This window comes from Actinoallomurus rhizosphaericola (assembly GCF_024055675.1).
In the GTDB taxonomy this organism is placed as follows: Bacteria; Actinomycetota; Actinomycetes; order Streptosporangiales; family Streptosporangiaceae; genus Actinoallomurus; species Actinoallomurus soli.
On the sequence record NZ_JAMXMW010000030.1, the window covers coordinates 13,984 to 29,625 of the forward strand.

Annotated in this window: 18 protein-coding genes; all 18 read left to right on the forward strand. The window is 70.2% G+C overall.

Annotation, left to right across the window (positions count from 1 at the left end):
* The first annotated feature begins 1,054 nt into the window (after positions 1 to 1,054).
* Entirely contained in the window at positions 1,055 to 1,645 is a 591-nt protein-coding gene (locus NE234_RS40985; RefSeq protein WP_252786558.1) for an SAF domain-containing protein, read from the forward strand.
* 41 nt (positions 1,646 to 1,686) lie between these two features.
* Positions 1,687 to 2,433 carry a hypothetical protein gene (locus NE234_RS40990; protein WP_252786559.1) on the forward strand — a complete coding sequence of 249 codons (747 nt, stop codon included), beginning with the start codon at positions 1,687 to 1,689 and terminating at the stop codon, positions 2,431 to 2,433.
* On the forward strand, positions 2,430 to 3,857 hold the full coding sequence (locus NE234_RS40995) for a CpaF family protein (protein WP_252786560.1): 1,428 nt from the start codon (positions 2,430 to 2,432) through the stop codon (positions 3,855 to 3,857). The genes NE234_RS40990 and NE234_RS40995 overlap by 4 nt, the downstream gene beginning before the upstream one ends.
* A complete protein-coding gene (locus NE234_RS41000; RefSeq protein ID WP_252786561.1) occupies positions 3,845 to 4,750 on the forward strand; it encodes a type II secretion system F family protein in 906 nt (301 codons plus the stop codon). The genes NE234_RS40995 and NE234_RS41000 overlap by 13 nt, the downstream gene beginning before the upstream one ends.
* Complete coding sequence (locus NE234_RS41005) at positions 4,747 to 5,640, forward strand: hypothetical protein (protein ID WP_252786562.1); 894 nt, start codon at positions 4,747 to 4,749, stop codon at positions 5,638 to 5,640. The genes NE234_RS41000 and NE234_RS41005 overlap by 4 nt, the downstream gene beginning before the upstream one ends.
* 30 nt (positions 5,641 to 5,670) lie before the next feature.
* Positions 5,671 to 5,895 (forward strand): hypothetical protein, encoded by a 225-nt coding sequence (locus NE234_RS41010; protein WP_252786563.1) that lies wholly within the window; start codon positions 5,671 to 5,673, stop codon positions 5,893 to 5,895.
* A 66-nt stretch (positions 5,896 to 5,961) separates the two neighbouring features.
* Positions 5,962 to 6,306: a hypothetical protein gene (locus NE234_RS41015; RefSeq protein ID WP_252786564.1), complete on the forward strand. Its 345-nt coding sequence runs from the start codon at positions 5,962 to 5,964 to the stop codon at positions 6,304 to 6,306.
* Positions 6,303 to 6,764, forward strand: coding sequence for a TadE/TadG family type IV pilus assembly protein (locus NE234_RS41020; protein WP_252786565.1), 462 nt, complete (start codon positions 6,303 to 6,305; stop codon positions 6,762 to 6,764). Before NE234_RS41015 ends, NE234_RS41020 begins: the two co-directional genes overlap by 4 nt.
* A 6-nt stretch (positions 6,765 to 6,770) precedes the next feature.
* Positions 6,771 to 7,223 carry a pilus assembly protein TadG-related protein gene (locus tag NE234_RS41025; protein ID WP_252786566.1) on the forward strand — a complete coding sequence of 151 codons (453 nt, stop codon included), beginning with the start codon at positions 6,771 to 6,773 and terminating at the stop codon, positions 7,221 to 7,223.
* Positions 7,220 to 10,255, forward strand: coding sequence for a BTAD domain-containing putative transcriptional regulator (locus tag NE234_RS41030; RefSeq protein ID WP_252786567.1), 3,036 nt, complete (start codon positions 7,220 to 7,222; stop codon positions 10,253 to 10,255). The genes NE234_RS41025 and NE234_RS41030 overlap by 4 nt, the downstream gene beginning before the upstream one ends.
* A gap of 199 nt (positions 10,256 to 10,454) precedes the next feature.
* Positions 10,455 to 10,712 carry a hypothetical protein gene (locus NE234_RS41035; protein WP_252786568.1) on the forward strand — a complete coding sequence of 86 codons (258 nt, stop codon included), beginning with the start codon at positions 10,455 to 10,457 and terminating at the stop codon, positions 10,710 to 10,712.
* Entirely contained in the window at positions 10,687 to 10,992 is a 306-nt protein-coding gene (locus NE234_RS41040) for a phage terminase large subunit family protein (RefSeq protein ID WP_252786569.1), read from the forward strand. The genes NE234_RS41035 and NE234_RS41040 overlap by 26 nt, the downstream gene beginning before the upstream one ends.
* Before the next feature lie 765 nt (positions 10,993 to 11,757).
* Positions 11,758 to 11,994 (forward strand): hypothetical protein, encoded by a 237-nt coding sequence (locus NE234_RS41045; RefSeq protein ID WP_252786570.1) that lies wholly within the window; start codon positions 11,758 to 11,760, stop codon positions 11,992 to 11,994.
* 9 nt (positions 11,995 to 12,003) lie between these two features.
* Entirely contained in the window at positions 12,004 to 12,531 is a 528-nt protein-coding gene (locus tag NE234_RS41050; protein WP_252786571.1) for a hypothetical protein, read from the forward strand.
* A 202-nt stretch (positions 12,532 to 12,733) separates the two neighbouring features.
* Positions 12,734 to 13,066, forward strand: a complete 333-nt coding sequence (locus NE234_RS41055) for a hypothetical protein (protein WP_252786572.1) — start codon at positions 12,734 to 12,736, stop codon at positions 13,064 to 13,066.
* On the forward strand, positions 13,063 to 13,266 hold the full coding sequence (locus tag NE234_RS41060; RefSeq protein WP_252786573.1) for a hypothetical protein: 204 nt from the start codon (positions 13,063 to 13,065) through the stop codon (positions 13,264 to 13,266). Before NE234_RS41055 ends, NE234_RS41060 begins: the two co-directional genes overlap by 4 nt.
* 152 nt (positions 13,267 to 13,418) lie before the next feature.
* Complete coding sequence (locus NE234_RS41065) at positions 13,419 to 14,726, forward strand: pentapeptide repeat-containing protein (protein ID WP_252786574.1); 1,308 nt, start codon at positions 13,419 to 13,421, stop codon at positions 14,724 to 14,726.
* Between the two features lie 214 nt (positions 14,727 to 14,940).
* Positions 14,941 to 15,600 (forward strand): HK97 family phage prohead protease, encoded by a 660-nt coding sequence (locus NE234_RS41070; RefSeq protein WP_252786575.1) that lies wholly within the window; start codon positions 14,941 to 14,943, stop codon positions 15,598 to 15,600.
* The last annotated feature ends 42 nt before the right edge of the window (positions 15,601 to 15,642 follow it).

Below are 15,642 nucleotides of genomic sequence, written 5' to 3' on the forward strand. Positions count from 1 at the left end.
CATCAGTTGGTATCGGACACACGTGGTACGGCGCACCGGAACCTCACGGCGAAGCTGACACTAGGAGGTGACGGTCGATGGCGAATCTCGGAGCTCAGGCAACTCAAAGCCGCGTGTCACGCATAACGACCATCGTTGGCGCAACGGGAATGCTCATCATCGGGCTCTCCGTACCCGCTCCTGCCGACCCGTCGCCGGGCGGGAGTGATCGTGGCGTGATCGCCGGTCCTCACTCCTACAACCCCTATGCAAGGAATCCCGGCAGTCACGGCATCGGAACGATTCGAGCCAGCCTCCCGCAGTCGAAGGCAGACCCTGAGCACAGCCTTCCACCGTATTGCGCCGAGGCTGCTGCCGCTGGCCAAATCGTAGGCGCGCTGGGGGTCATCGGCGGTAGACCGGTGATCTGCGGGACTGACGCCCCTTCCGTAACGCCGCATGAACTGGCCAAAGCAGCGTGGGAGGCCCTTAACCTGCCGATTCCTACCGTGCATACGGCACCGCCACGCGGATTTCAGGGGCTGGTCGGTCTGCCGGAGTGGGTGTGGGTGCCACGCGGTCAATGGCGGCCCTTGTCGCGGAGAGCGTCGGCGGGGGCGGTGTGGGCGGAGGTCACCGCGACGCCTAAGCAGATGGTCATCGAGCCTGGCTCTGGTCTGCCCACGGTGGCATGCCCGGGTCCGGGGGCGGCGTATGACCCGGTCAAGCCGGCGTCGGGTCAGCACACGGATTGTTCCTTCACCTATGGCCGGTCCTCGGCTGGGGAGCCGGGTGGGGTGTATCGGGTGAAGGTGACGGTGGTGTGGGGCGGCAGCTGGGTCGGCTCGGGCGGGGTCGGCGGGGCGTTGCCGGACATCAGCCGGTCGACAACGTTCGGTCTCAGGGTGGCTGAGGCTCAGGGCCTGTATGGGGGAGGGGCGGGGAGATGACGGCTGGCACGAGCGGGCGGCCGCAGAGCCCCCCGGCCCGCGCGCAGGCGCCGACGGCGAGCAGCCCGGCCCGTGGCCCGGTGCGGCTGGCGCGGCAACGGCGCCCGGCGTGGATCGCGGCGGGAGTGGCGATCCTGGCGCTGGGCGTGCTGGCGAATGTGTATCTGTTCCGGGCCTCGAGTGACCGGACCTCGGTGGTGCGGGTAGCGCGGGATGTCGCGGTCGGCCAGCCCATCACCCGCGCGGACCTGGACACCGCGGTGGTGGCGCTGGGCCCGGGGGTGCGGGCGATCCCGGGCGGTCAGCTGGGGGAGGTGGTCGGGCGGCGTGCGGCGGTGGGGTTGCGGGCGGGGACGTTGTTGACGGCCAGTCAGGTGACGGCGCAGCTGACGCCTGGTCCGGGGCAGGCGCTGGTCGCGGTGCCGTTTAAGCCGAGCCAGCTGCCGCCGCGGGGGTTGGAGCCGGGTACACAGGTCCGGATCGTGGCCACCTCCGGGGGCCAGGACGACGCCGCCAGCCCGGCCGGTCAAGGCGGCTCGTCCGGCCCGACGTCCGGTAAAGACGTCGCCGGAGCCGTTGATGCGGTCGGTGGCCCGGACGCCGACGGGGCGGTGACGGTGTCGCTGCTGGTCGCTGATGGTGATGCGAGCGCGGTCGCGCGTCTTGCCGCGGCGGGGCGGGTGGCGCTCGTGGTGACGAGTCGGGCGGGGTCGTGATGGCGCTGTATTGCGTGTGCTCTGCGGGTGGGTCACCGGGGGTGACGACGATCGCGCTGGCGCTGGCGCTGGGCTGGCCGCGCGAGGTCGTGCTGGCCGAGTGCGATCCGGCTGGCCGGCGGATCCTGCCGGGGTATCTCGCCGAGCGGCTCGACGGGCCACCTGGCCCTGGGCTGCTGGGCCTGGCGACGGCACTCGGCGGCCAGGGCACGCGGGTAGAGGACTACACCATTCCCCTGGCCGAACGGGGGAGGGCGTGGCTGCTGCACGGTATCCGCGATCCCCGGCACGCCTCACGATTGGCCCGGTTGTGGCAGCCACTGGCCGGCCTGCTTACCGAATCAGAGGCTGACGTGATCGCCGATGTCGGTCGGGTCGGTAGCCCGGACACCCCGATGGGACTGTTGGCGGGCGCGAATCTCGTGGTGATGGTGCTGCGCGGAACGCTGGCGCAGGTCGATGCCGCCCAGCCCCGTCTGGACGCCCTGCTGAGTGCGTTGAACTGGCGGGTGCCAGTGGCGCTGTGCCTGATTCAATCCGGCTGCTATTCCGCAGCTGCGGTGAGCCGCGCGTTGTTCGAACTGCCGGTGCTGGCCGAGCTGCCCCACGCGCCGGCCGATGCGAACGTGTTGTCCGACGGCGCCCGGCCCCGGATGGCGTTCCGCACCTGCCTGTTGCTACGCACGGCGGGCAGCCTCGGTCATCAGATGCGCAAGCTCGTGGAGGAACGAGCCTTCCACCCCGAGACACTGTCCGCCCGCGCCGCTTCATCCGGAGGTACCGGGTGACGCGCTACGGCTGGTCCCCGTTCACCCCGGCCACCATCCGACCCACCGCCGAGGTGCCGTCCGGCGGCCTGCTCAACGGTTCTCCCGGCACGCAGGCGGCTGGTTCGGACACCGAGGCGTGGTGGGCGGCGGCGCGGCGAATCAGTGAGCAGCTGGTCGACGTGCTCAGCGACGACCTCGACCGCGCTCGAGCGCGGCAGGTGATTGCGCGGGCGGTGCAGGACTGGGCGCACGAGCAGGCCACGGTCGGCCAGGCGATGCCGTCGGCACGGGCACAGCAGTACCTGGCCCGGCTGGTCTTCGACCGCCGCTACGGCCTGGGGATCTTGCAGCCGTTCTTGGAACGCGCGGATGTGGAGAACATCGTCATCAACGGCTGTGACCAGACCTGGGTCACCCACACCAACGGCACCAAAGCACCCGGGCCACCGGCCGCAGCCAGCGACGAGGAGCTCATCGAGTGGATCCAGCTGCTGGCCCGGCGTGGGAACTCAACGAGGGAGTTCTCCCACGCCACCCCACTCCTTGATGTGGCCCTGTCGGATGGGGTGCGCCTCGCGGTCGTGCACTGGGTCTCACGCCGCCCGCACCTGGCCTTCCGGATCCACCGCCTCGTCGACGTCACCCTCAATCAGCTCACCGAGCTCGGCACCCTCACCCGGGCTGTGGAGGAGTTCTTGCGGGCGGCGGTGCGGGCCCGGCGGAACATCATCGTGGCCGGGGAGGTCAACACCGGCAAGACCACCCTCATCCGCGCCCTTGCCAACGAGATCGACCCGGACGAGCGCATCATCACCCTGGAATCGGACTACGAGCTGTTCCTGGATGATCCGCGGCTGGCGCACCGCCACCATGACGTGGTCGCGCTCGAGGCCCGGCACGCCAACTCCGAGGGCGCCGGTGAGGTCACCCTCCAAGACCTGGTCCCGGCCAGCCTGCGCCTCAACCCCGACCGCGTCATCGTCGGTGAGGCCCGCCAGGGCGAGCTCGCGCCGATGCTGGAGGTGATGTATTCCGGGGCCCGCGGCTCCATGTGCACCCTCCACGTCCACCGACCCCAGCACGTGTTCAACCGCGTCATCCAGCTGGGGCGCCGATCCGGGCTCGGCTTCAGCCCCGAAGACCTGCACCTGATGTTCGGGCTGGCCGAACCTTTGATCGTCTACCTGCAACGCGACCCGCATACCAACGCCCGCTTCGTCGCCGAAATCATGGAGGCCGGCCCTCCCGCCGACGGCCCGGAGCCGGCTCGCAACCGCATCTTCGTCCCCGGCCCGGACGGCCGCGCCACCCCGGCAGGCGGGCACATCAGTACCACCTTGCTGGACGAACTCGCCGCCTACGGCCTGGACCCGACGCTCATCACCTGCGGGGCGAACGGCGAGCGGGCCGGGTTCGGTGACGAGAGCGGGTGGTCTCGATGATGGGGCTGCTCGCCGGACTGGCCGGGCTGTGCACGGGCGGCGGCATCTTGTTGACCGCCCGTGGCCTCACCGGCGTCCCCCCGACCGAGACGGCGGGGCGGCCGCCGGCCCGCTGGCGCGAAGTCCTGCGGTCGGCGGGGGAGCCGAGCCGTCGTAACCGGCTGCTGGCCGCTTTGGGGGCCGGGCTGGTCGTCTTGCTGCTGCTTGGGTGGCCGGTGGCCGCTGTGGCGGTCGCCGCCGGGGTGTACGTGCTGCCGCGGATGCTGTCCGGCCGCCCGGCTCGGCATCGGATCGCCCGGTTGGAGGCGCTGGAGGCGTGGGCGCGGCGGCTGGCCGAGGTGATGGGGGCCAGCCGCGGCCTGGAACAGACCCTCACCGACAGCCTGCGCGTGGCCCCTACCCCGATCCGTGGACCGGTTGGGTTGCTGGCCGAGCGGTTGAACAACCGGGCTGGCACTGAGCAGGCCCTGCGGGCCTTCGCCGCCGAGCTGGCCGACCCGGTCGGGGACCTGATCGCCACCGCGTTGATCCTGGCGGCCCGGCGTCGTGGACCCGGCACCCGTCACGCTCTGACCGCCCTGGCTGACGCGGTCGCCCAAGAGGTGCGGGTGCGCCGGGAGGTCGAGGCCGAACGTGCCTCGCTGCGGACCACGCTGCTGGTCATCATTATCTCGGTCGGGACGCTGACCGCGCTCTTCGCCGCGTCCGGCACCCTGGCCGCCCCCTACGCCACGCCCTTCGGCCAGTTGGTGCTGGCGGCGGTCGCCGCCTTGTACGCGTTCGGGCTGGGATGGATGCGCCGCCTCGCCGCGATCACTACCGGCAGCAGACTCATCGATGACGACGCCGAAGACGATGGTTCACGCCGCCGAGGAAACGGTGGTGCGTCGTGACCGCGCTCGCCGTCGTGGCCGCTGCTCTCACCGTCCTAGGCCTACTGCTCATCGCCCGGGAACTGCGCCCCGCACCACCCCGCCTCGATATGGCACTGGCCCGAATCCAGGCCACCCGCCTCAGCCCCGCCGAACCGACGGCCCCGCCCGAGCCGGGGCAGCGGGTCGGGGCCTGGCTCGCCGCTCATCTGGCCCGCCCGGCCGGAATGCTCGCGGTCCCACGCACGGACCTGGCGTTGCTGGACCGGACCGCAGAACGGTTCATGCTCGACAAACTCGCCCTGTTCCTCGCCGGCATCGTCATCCCATCCGTGCTGCTCGGCGCGCTGGCCGCAGTGGGCACTGCGTTGCCGTGGGCGCTGCCGGTTGCGGTGACGGTGCTGCTGGCGGCCGGGTTGTCGTTCCTGCCGGATGTCTGGGTGCGGGCCGAGGCGCGTCGCCGCCGCAGCGAGTTCCGCTACGCCTTCGCCTGTTACCTGCAGCTGGTGTTGCTCGAGCGCGCCGCCGGTGCGGCCCTGGACGCCGCGCTTGAGGGCCCGGTGAGCGCCGCTGACGCCTGGCCGTTCCGCCGGATCGCCGCCGCGCTGGAGTCCGCGCGGCGTGGCCAGCAGCAACCCTGGCGGGCGCTGGCCGACCTCGGCGAGCAGATCGGGGTCGCCGACCTGGTGGATCTGGCCTACAGCGCGCAGATCGCCGGGGCCGAGGGCGCCAAGATGCACGACGTCCTGGCCGCCAAGATCACCGCGATGCGGCACGAGGCAGCCGCCGCGACCCGCGCCGAAGCCAACGCCCGGACCACCGCGATGTGGGTGCCGACCTCCCTGCTGATGCTCGGGTTCGTCGTCCTGGTCGGCTTCCCGTTCTTCGCCCGCCTGATCGGCCCCGGCTGACCGGCAGCCACCACCGATGGAAGGACACTGATGCGACATCGACTTCTGCAGGCGAGCCTGCTCCTGGTGAGCGGGCTGGCCGGTCAGGCCACCCGTATCGGCGAGACGATTCGCGCCCGCAGCGCCGGCCGCTGGGATCGGGGCGCGAACGTGGTGGAGACGATCATCATCGTGGCCGGATTCGCGATCCTGGCCGCCGCGATCTACGCGGCCGTGTCGGGCAAGGTCCACGCCTGGATCGCCAAGATTCCCTGACCACCTGTCATGCACACGACACCACCGGCACGGCGCGACGGTCGGAGTGATGAGGGCTCGGCCTCGGTGTCCATCGCGATCGTCTTCCCCGCGATCGCGCTGTTGTTTCTCGCCTTGGCCCAGGCCGTCATGGTCGCCGCCGCCCACCAGGTCGCTCTCGCCGCCGCCGAGGACGGACTACGCCTCGCCCGCGCTCACCACGGCACCCTGGCCGGCGGCCGAACCGCTGCCATCGCCTTCGCCCGCCAAGAGCCGGTCCTGCTGGCTCCCCAGGCTGCGGTGGCAGGAACCAACGTGATCACTGTGACCGTCCACGGACGCGCGCCCTCACTCGTGCCCGGGGTTCACCTGGCCGTCACAGCGACAGCCCGCGGCGCGCGCGAAGTCTTCACCACGGGACAGACACCATGACCCGCGCGGAACACCCCATGCGCCGCCGGCGCCGCGTACCGGCAGGGAACGGGGATGCGGGTAATGCCGTAGTCGAAGCGGCCATCCTCGCCCCGCTGTTCATCATCTTTCTGGCGGCCCTGCTGGTCGCCGCACGGATCCGGGGCGCAGGCGCGGCCGTGGACCAGGCGGCCGCTGATGCCGCGCGGCAGGCATCGATCGCCCGCACCCCCGCCCAAGCCCGCACCGCCGCCACCACCAGCGCGCTGGCCACCCTGCACGACAAAGGACTGCACTGCACGCCGCGCATCAGCCTCGACCTGGCCGCCTTCGCTCTGCCGGTCGGCCGGCCCGGCAGCGTCACCGCACGCGTGACCTGCACCGTGCACCTCGCCGAGGTCGCAGGCCTGGGAATGCCGGGCTCGCGGACCGTGACTAAGACTCATCGGTCCATGCTGGACCCGTTCCGGGCCCGGTGACCGGTCATGACCAGCATCCGGCCCCCGACCGAGCCAGGGGAGCGCTCCAAGCGCGAGCGGGGTGCACTGAGCATCTTTACCGTGATCATCACGATGGTCGTCATCGTGTTCTTCGGCGCGATCGTGGACTTCGAACAGAAGCTGGAAGCCCGCCACGACGCGAACATCGCCGCCGAAGAAGCCGCCCGCGCCGGCGCCGGCCAGGTCGACCGCGACCACGCCTACACCCACGGATCCTTCCGCGTGGACCGCCAGGAAGCCATCAACGCGGCCCAGCAGTATCTGCGCCTCGGCGGCTATCAGGGGTCGGTCATCCCGGTCGGGGCCCGCCGGATCCGCGTCCGGGTCGCGGTCACGCGGCCAGCGATCTTCCTGCCCGTGATTGGAATCTCGAGCCTGCACGTGGAGGCCGTGGCCGACGCCGACCTGGCCACCGGCGTCAAGGGGGAAAACCGATGACACACCAGCCCGGCAGGTCACGAACCACCGAGATCATGCGCGGTCTGAGCGCACTCGCCGTCTTGGTGCTCCTACTGGCCGGGCTCCCGGCCGCCCTGACCGCAGTCGGCGGCTCACCGATTCCACACGCGGTGCCGAGTTGGACGCAGATCACCGCGACGCTGGCTCGACCCGACACCGGCAACACCCTCTTCCTGACCATCATCAAGGGCGTCGGCTGGATCGCCTGGCTCCTGTTCACGATCGCGACCCTCGCCGAGACGATCGCTTACCTGCGCGGGTGCCCAGCCCGGCGGTTGCCGCGGCCGATCCGGCCGATGCAGCATCTGGCCCGCGACCTGGTGGCCACGGTCGCCCTCATACTCAGCACCGGGGCTCCCCTCGCCGGTTCGACCACCACGTCCCTCACCCACCAGACCGCTGCCGCCGCCGACAAGCCCGCAGCGGCCCCAACCGCATCCACGATGAACGCCCTGACGCCCGCGACCGCGATCGACGGTCGTGCCCAGCTGGCCGCGCATGAGACATCGATGACCAAGGCACGCCCCTGGAAGACACACGTCATTACACGCGGCGACACGTTGTGGGCGATCGCCCGGCACGAATACGGCTCCGGCATCAAGTACCTGCGGATCTTCAACGCCAGCAAGCACCTCACCCAGCCCCACGGCCTGCCGCGCTTGACCGACCCGGACCGCATCTACCCCGGCCAGCGCATCAAAGTCCCAACCACCGGCCACGGCACCTCCGGCACACCCCGGACGCGACCGCACCACCCCGCCCCGCACCACCCCGTCCGATCGGCGCCGTCATCCCAAGCCCCGGGCGGATCCTCCACCCCGACGCCAGCACAAGACGTCATGCCTGCACCGCCCACCGGAACCCCTTCCCCGCCGGCCTCGTTCCCGGCGATGCCGTCAGCGTCACCGACGGCAACGACACCGGCCCCGACCGCACAACCTGGCCGAGCACCCCAGCCCACCACCGGAAACGCGTCAGCGACGCCCACACACCCCGCCCCCATACCTCGACCCACCACCGCGCCAGCACGGTCCTCACACCCTGGACCGGGAACCACACCGAGCGGACCGACGCACCCCCACGACGAGCCGCATGGGGCACCGGTCACGGTGCGACTGCCGTCGGGCGCGTACGTCAGCTTGGGACTGGCCGGGGCAATCAGTCTGGCAGTGGCCGCCACCCGCCTGCACCGCCGACGCCGCCGCCCCCACCTCGACGAATGGCCGGACCCCGCCCCCACCGACCCGGCCCCGCCACCGCCCGCACCGGTCGCCCACGCCCGCAAAGCCCACCTGGACACCCTCAGCGACCGCGGCCAGCCGATCCCGTCGGACGCCGAACTCCTCGCCCACGACGCCACCACCCCACCCCCGGGCCGGCTCACCATCGGAACCCGCCAGGGCCGAGACCTCACCATCAGCCTGGCCGCGCTCAACCTCGCCCTGACCGGTCCCGGCAACCTCGATGCGGCCCGGGCGATCGTGACCGAACTGCTCGCCAAAGCCCGCCGCTACCGCGTCGAACTCCTCATCCCCGAACCCGACGCCGCAGCACTCTTCGCCGGAACCGGCATCGACCTCACGAGCCTGCCCGCGACCATCCCCGGGCTTATCGTCACCGCATCCCTCACCGCAGCCATCACCCACCTGGAAGCCGAAATCATCCACCGGGCCCGGCTGATGGAAACCACCGACGCACCCGACGTGCCCGCCCTCCGAACGGCCGACCCCGGCGAACCCCTGCCCGCCATCATCCTCATCGCCACAGCCCCCGCCACCGCAGGTGAAGCGCTGCAGACCATCCTGCAACTCGGCCGCCCCTACGATGTCGGCGGCCTCCTGCTCGGAGACCAGGCGGCCAGCAGCACCCTCACCCTCGCCACCGACGGCACCATCACCCGCGCCACCGGACCCGAAGCCGACACCTGGTCCGAAGCCCGACTCTTCCACCTGCCTGCTCTTGACGCCGGGGCCATGCTCAGCGTCCTCCAAACCGCCAACGGCGCACCCGAACCCGACACGCCACCCCCGCCGGGCACCACGCCACCGACCACAAGTCGAACCGAGGCCGGCACCATCCAGGCACCGCAGGACGTCCACGGCGAGCCGACAGCCACCACCACACCGTCCCAACAGGCGCAGGACGATGTACCGGCCGCTCGCCCGGTCCAGCTGCGGCTGCTGGGCGCGGTCCGCGTCGAAGCAGACGGCGAGCTCATCGCCACCGGGCTACGGCGCATCGCCCGAGACCTGCTCGCCTACCTCGCACTCCACCCGGACGGCATCACCCGCGACCAAGGCATCGACGCCCTCATGCCCGACCGCGACCCCGACACCGGAACCACCATGCTCCACACCGCGATCAACAACGTCCGCAAAACACTCCGCGCCGCCACCGGCCTACGCCAGCCGATGTTCATCAACCACGAAGCCGGCCGCTACCGCCTCGACCCGACCCTCATCGACGTCGACCTATGGCGCCTACAAGCCGTCCTGCACCAGGCCCACAAGGCCACCAGCAACACCGACCGCATCACAGCCCTCCAGCAGATCCCCGACCTGTACACAGGCGAACTCGCCGACGACCTGACCTACGAGTGGGCCGAAACCGAACGCGAACGCCTCCGCCGCCACGCCACCGACGCCCTGGCCCACCTCGCCCACCTCCTCAAAGACGACCACCCCGACCAAGCCCTGACCGTCCTCGAGCACGCCATCGACCACGACCCCTACGCCGAACCCCTTTACCAAGACCTCATGCGCTTGCAAGCACACCTTGGCCGCCCTGACGCCGTACGCCGCACCTACCAACTCCTGACCAACCGCCTCGCCGACCTCGACGTCGAACCCACCGCCGAAACCCACCGCCTCCACCTGGAACTCCTCCGACCCACACCTGAATCCGCGAAGAATCCCGTCAGATCCGGACCGCCTGGAGCGCGCAAGGCGGGTCAGGCCCAAGACATGACGACTACTCCCGCCCGACGGCTACGTCCGCGTAATCGGCCATGAGTGCTGGGAGACCGAATCATCGTCTCAACCACGCCGCGCGTCACCACGCTCCGCAACGGCATCCCTCCGCGTAAGTCGGCTCGATCCACGTCCACACGGGGAGCGACACGGGAGAACCGCAAGAACCTGTCGGCCGCCGCGCTCGACGGGTTCTGGTGCCGGTACGAAGGCACTCGCTTTGGCCGGCAAGAGCTGGAGGGTGACCTCCTCACCGCCGTCGAAGGCGCGCTGTAGTCCCCTGGCGGATATCGACCGGACCCGCATAAAGGCTGCGGAGGGGCCGGGCCTGACGCGGGTGGTCGTCACCATCGACCCGGCCGTCACCTCCGGGGAGGACTCCGACGAGACCGGCATCGTGGTCGTCGGCGAGCACGACGGCCACGGCTACGTCCTCGCCGACCTGTCGATGCGCGGCACCCCCGGACGCCTGCATGCGCGCGGCCGTCAACGCGTATGAGCAGTACCACGCCGACTGTGTCGTGGCCGAGGTCAACAACGGCGGCGACTACATCGCATCGCTGCTGCGCACCGTCGACCCGAACGTGCCGTGCCGGGTGGTCCGCGCCTCCCGGGGCAAGGCGGTCCGCGCCGAACCGGCGTCCGCGCTCTACGAGCAGGGTCGCGTCCACCACGTCGGCGTCTTCCCCGAGTTGGAAGACCAGATGACCACCGGGTGCCGCTCGACCCGGACTCCCCGGACCGTGTCGACGCCCTCGTGTGGGGCTGCACGGAGCTGAGAGGCCTCTCAGCGGGCGATTGGAGCGAGGCTTACGGGGTCATCGAGTGCGAGGGCTGCAAGAAGCTGTCCGCGTTCGTCCCGGGCCGGATCACCTGCCCGCACTGCGGCGCGACCTTTGCCGAGGCGGGCGCACCCGACACGCGGTGGCGCCCATAACCTGATGTGCTACTCCTTCTTGCGTCGCCACGTCGCGACGGCAGCCGCTCCTGACGCCGCGGTGCCAATACCGGCAAGAGCTCCTCCGACGGCCGCGATCATCGCTGCGCCTTCTCCGAATCCTGAGCTCGTGCTCGTGCCGGACGCGGTCTGCGGAGTCGCGGTTACCGTAACCGTCTGGGGAGTCGCGGTTGCCGTAACCGTCACGGTGGCGGTCACCACCGGATGCTCGCGCGGGCCAGCTGTAGAGCGTACGAAGAAATCGATCAAGGCGACGAAGCCTACGGGGACCAACACGAGAAGAAGGGCACCGCAAACCACGGGGACTGGACCGACCTGCCGAACAGCTTCCCAGACGGGACGCTTGCCCAACCCTGCCTGACGCAGTCGCACCCAGGCGAGGTACAACCCGGAAGCTCCGCCGAACAGGCTGCCAAGGGCGACAACGACCGCTAAGACCATGCCATGAGCGTAGGCCACCGGCATCGACTCGGTGAAGTCGCGTGGAAGCCGTCGGTCAGCGGACGAACCAGGCGTCGGCGCTGTTGTTGTAGCCGATGACCCATCGGCACCGTCACCACGGACGAGGACCAGTGTGGACCGGGCCATGCACGACGCCAAGCTGAACAAGCACCGCGCCGCGCTGGCCGAACTCGACGCCCTCGGCCGGCACCTCCGCAAGGGCCGCCTCATCTCGACATGGGAGGCGCGGCACCTGTCCGCCCGCACCCTCGCGGCGATCGCTGAGAACCGTGCGAAGGGCATGACGGTCAGCCAGGCGGTGGACGTCGCCCGCTCCACCCTGCCGCCCAGCGACCCGGACCTCGACCAGGAGGGCGACTAACAGGGCCCGGTGACCGCCTGGCCCGGCTGGGGACCCGACGAGGAACTGGCCCGCGCGTACGCGGCACGGATCCGGCAGGCTCTCGCCGGGGCGATCACGACCGTGGCCGCGCGCAGGCTCGCGGCCGCATGGCTCCGGTTCGCGCGGCGCGGCAGCACCGCCCAGGCGTTCATCCGCATGACCGAACCGGACCTGCCGGCACGCTTCGCAGCAGCGCTACGGGCCGTCCTGGTCAACCTGTGGCGGGCGGCATGGAACGCGGGGAAGTCCGCGGCCCACGAGCTGCTGCCGCACCACACACCGGCGCCGCCCGGGCCAGGCCATGACGACGGATTCGAGCAGTGGCCGCACGGCCAGATGCCCGGCGTCGACGCCATGGCTGACACCCGGCTCCGTGACCTCGCCGACCGCTGGAGCAGGCCGCCGAGGACAACGAGTCACCGGACGAGCTGGGCGACGACCTCGCGGGCAACGAGCAGGGCGACGATAACCCGGCCGCCGACACGATCGCCTGGACGGAGGTCCTGCGGGCCATGATGGCGGGCGCGCTCGCGGCCTACGCCGCTGCAGGCGTCACGTCCATCAAATGGCAGGCGGTACCCGGCGCGTGCCGGGTCTGCCTGGACAACGAGGCCGCCAGTCCGATCCGGCTCGGCGACACCTGGCCGAGCGGGAACCCGCCTGTTCACCCGCGCTGCCGGTGCGCTGTCATCCCGGCCCGACCATGGGAGGGGAGGATGTGAGGCTCACCCCACAGTTCAACGGCGAACGTTCCGGGCACGACCGCACCTGCGGATACGGCACGTCCGAGAACCACTGCGGGAAGCCCGCGACGTGGCATGTGCTGTGGACCGTCGATGGCACGAACTCGCTGGACTGCGACGAGCACATGGCGGACGCCGAGAAGCAGTGGGTGTTCTATGGCCGGCACCGCCTCGGCCCGCACTGCCTTCACCCGGAGGCGCTGTTCTACGAAGACCGCTGCGAGGTCCCCGGCCAGCCCCGCCAGGTGGTCTTGGCCGTACGGGAGGACGCCCCGCCGTGGCTGCTGCCCGAGGAGTCGTCCCGGTGACGGCCACCCGGATCGAGGAACTGCTGTCGGCTGGCGAGACCGACGATCCGACCGGGCGGGCCGTCCCCACGCTCGCCGCCGTGCATCTGCGCGACGCCGGACCGCGCCGCGAGAAGCACCCCTTCAAGCCGTACCGGTGGCGCGACCCGACCCGGCGCCGGGATCCGAAGCTGGCCGGTGTCGCAGAGGACGGCTGGTGACCGAGCACCGAGACTGCCGCCCAGGTCCAGGAACAGGCCGCTGAGCCAGTGAACCGCGGATCGGGTAGGCGCGTCTGAGCAGCATGGGTAAGAAGCAGCTCAGACGGAAAGTGGAAAAAGGCAGGTCGTGGCGGCCTGTTCGGTTAGTGCGGATGCCGGTTGCCCTCGTTGGCACGTTCACCACTGCCGTCACGGTCGCCGGGGCCGTGATGTGGCTGGGCCTGGACCTACTCCACGTGCACGGCATTAGGCACAAGCAGCAGATCAGTTCGAAGGTTCTGTTCGATCTGGTGAAGTTGTCGTTCGCCGTGGTCGCCGGCCTGGGTGGCTTGGTGGCTCTGGTGGTGGCCTACCGCAAGCAACGCACCGAAGAGAACTCCGCGCTGCGGGAGAACACCAAGCTGCACAGCGACCGATTCACCGCCGCCGTTGCCCAACTGGGGAACACGTCCCCTGCCGTGCAGCTGGGAGGCGTGCACGCCCTCGCCGGCTTGGCCGACGACGCCCCCACCTCCCATCTCCGCCAGACCTGCATCGACGTGCTTTGTGCCTACCTTCGCCTGCCCTCTGACCCCTATCCCGGTGACGCCCCGGAGCACGCCGAGGCCCTCAAGGCGTTCCGCGCGATCCGTGAAGTGCGCCACACCATCCTCCGCTTGATCGGTAGCCATCTGCGCGATGGCTCCGTCGTCTCCTGGCAAGGGCACGACTTCGATTTCACCGACGTCGTCTTCGACTATGGCGATTTCGGCCACGCACGCTTTATCGGCGGCACGGTCAGTTTCAACAATGCGCGGTTCGAAGGCGGTACCGTCGACTTTCAAGGCGCGCATTTCGAAGGCGGCATCGTCACCTTCGGCGGCGCACGATTCGTCAATGGCGCGGTGCGCTTCGGGGCCGCGGAGTTCAAAGGTGGCCGGGTCATCTTCGGGGACGCGCAGTTCGAAGGCGGCACGGTTGCCTTCCGCGGCGCGCATTTCGGAGACGGCATCGTCGCCTTCGATGGCGCACGGTTCGGAGGCGGGATGGTCGACTTTCGATACATCTGGTTCGAACGTGGCGCGATCAGCTTGGCTGGCGCGCGGATCGAAGGCGGCATCGTCGACCTCCATGGCGCGCGGCTCAAGAAAGGCTGGGTCGATTTGACTGGCGCGCGGGTCGAAGGCGGGACCGTCAGCTTCGAAGACGCACTGCTCGGAGACGGCATAGTCAGTTTCGACGACGCGCAGCTCAAAAGCGGCACGCTCAGCTTCCAGGGCGCGCAGCTCAAAGGCGGCACGCTCAGCTTCCAGGGCGCGCAGCTCGAAGGCGGCACGCTCAGCTTCGACCGTGTGTCGTTCGAAGGATGTGTGGTCGGCTTCCCTGACACCCAGTTCGACGGCAGCGAGGTTAGCTTCAGCAACGCCACTGGTAAGCGCCCGTCGGACCTTCCAGACGGCCTGGCACTGCATCTGTCGTGAGACACCATTCGAGATAACCGCGCGACAGACTCCGGAGCGGCCGTGTGTGCCAACTGCCCTTGCTGGAACGAGATCGCCCGCATTGTGCGGCAAGCGCGCGGCGAAAGGCAACAGGTGGCCCATCCAACATCGCGCGGAGCCCCCGCTAACTCTGTTCACCGATTCCACACGCCCGCCCTGCGGGCACCCATCCCGACCGCACCCTGGGAGGTGTGTGGCAGCAACCCTGACCACCGACAACACCGACACGACGTACGTCTCCTTCCCGATCGTGAAGACCGAGACCACGCCGGAGGGCCATCTCCTGGTGTACGGCAAGGCGACCGACGGCAGCGTGGACTCCGATGAGCAGATCGTCGACCCGGACTGGTCCGGCAAGGCCCTGGAGGAATGGCTGTCGTCGGGCGGGAACGTCCGCGTGCAGCACAACGCCCACCGGGACCCGGCCGGCCGTGGCGTCCAGGTGGACATCGACCGGGACGGCGACGGCGGCCACTGGGTGAAATCCCTGGTGGTGGAGCCCGTCGTGAAGTCCCTCGTCCAAGAGGGCGTGCTGCGGGCCTACAGCGTCGGCATCATGCGCCCGAAGGTCGTCTCCGACAACAAGGCCCGCGGCGGCCGGATCGTGGACGGCGAGCTCGGCGAGATCAGCCTCGTCGACCGGCCCGCTAACCGGAACTGCGGCATCTCGCTCGTGAAGGCCGCGAAGGACGGCAGCGCCGAGGTCACCGGAGACGTCTGGGGCGACACCGACGCCGCGCTGAAGGCCGCCACCGGCAACGTCACCAAGACCGGCGACGGCCAGGACGACGCGGCCGACAAGCCGTTCAGCCCGGCCGACATGGCGCGGATCGTCGAGAAGAAAGGCCGGTGACGCCCCCACGGATCCCGTCGGCGACGTCCAGTGCGCGGGCAA

Excerpts from the sequence above, each read along its gene's own strand:
- NE234_RS41010 (WP_252786563.1), top strand. The coding sequence starts at position 5,671 with ATGCGACATCGACTTCTGCAGGCGAGCCTGCTCCTGGTGAGCGGGCTG.
- NE234_RS41045 (WP_252786570.1), top strand. The coding sequence starts at position 11,758 with ATGCACGACGCCAAGCTGAACAAGCACCGCGCCGCGCTGGCCGAACTC.
- NE234_RS41065 (WP_252786574.1), top strand. The coding sequence starts at position 13,419 with ATGCCGGTTGCCCTCGTTGGCACGTTCACCACTGCCGTCACGGTCGCC.
- NE234_RS41025 (WP_252786566.1), top strand. The coding sequence starts at position 6,771 with ATGACCAGCATCCGGCCCCCGACCGAGCCAGGGGAGCGCTCCAAGCGC.
- NE234_RS41020 (WP_252786565.1), top strand. The coding sequence starts at position 6,303 with ATGACCCGCGCGGAACACCCCATGCGCCGCCGGCGCCGCGTACCGGCA.
- NE234_RS41030 (WP_252786567.1), top strand. The coding sequence starts at position 7,220 with ATGACACACCAGCCCGGCAGGTCACGAACCACCGAGATCATGCGCGGT.
- NE234_RS41040 (WP_252786569.1), top strand. The coding sequence starts at position 10,687 with ATGCGCGCGGCCGTCAACGCGTATGAGCAGTACCACGCCGACTGTGTC.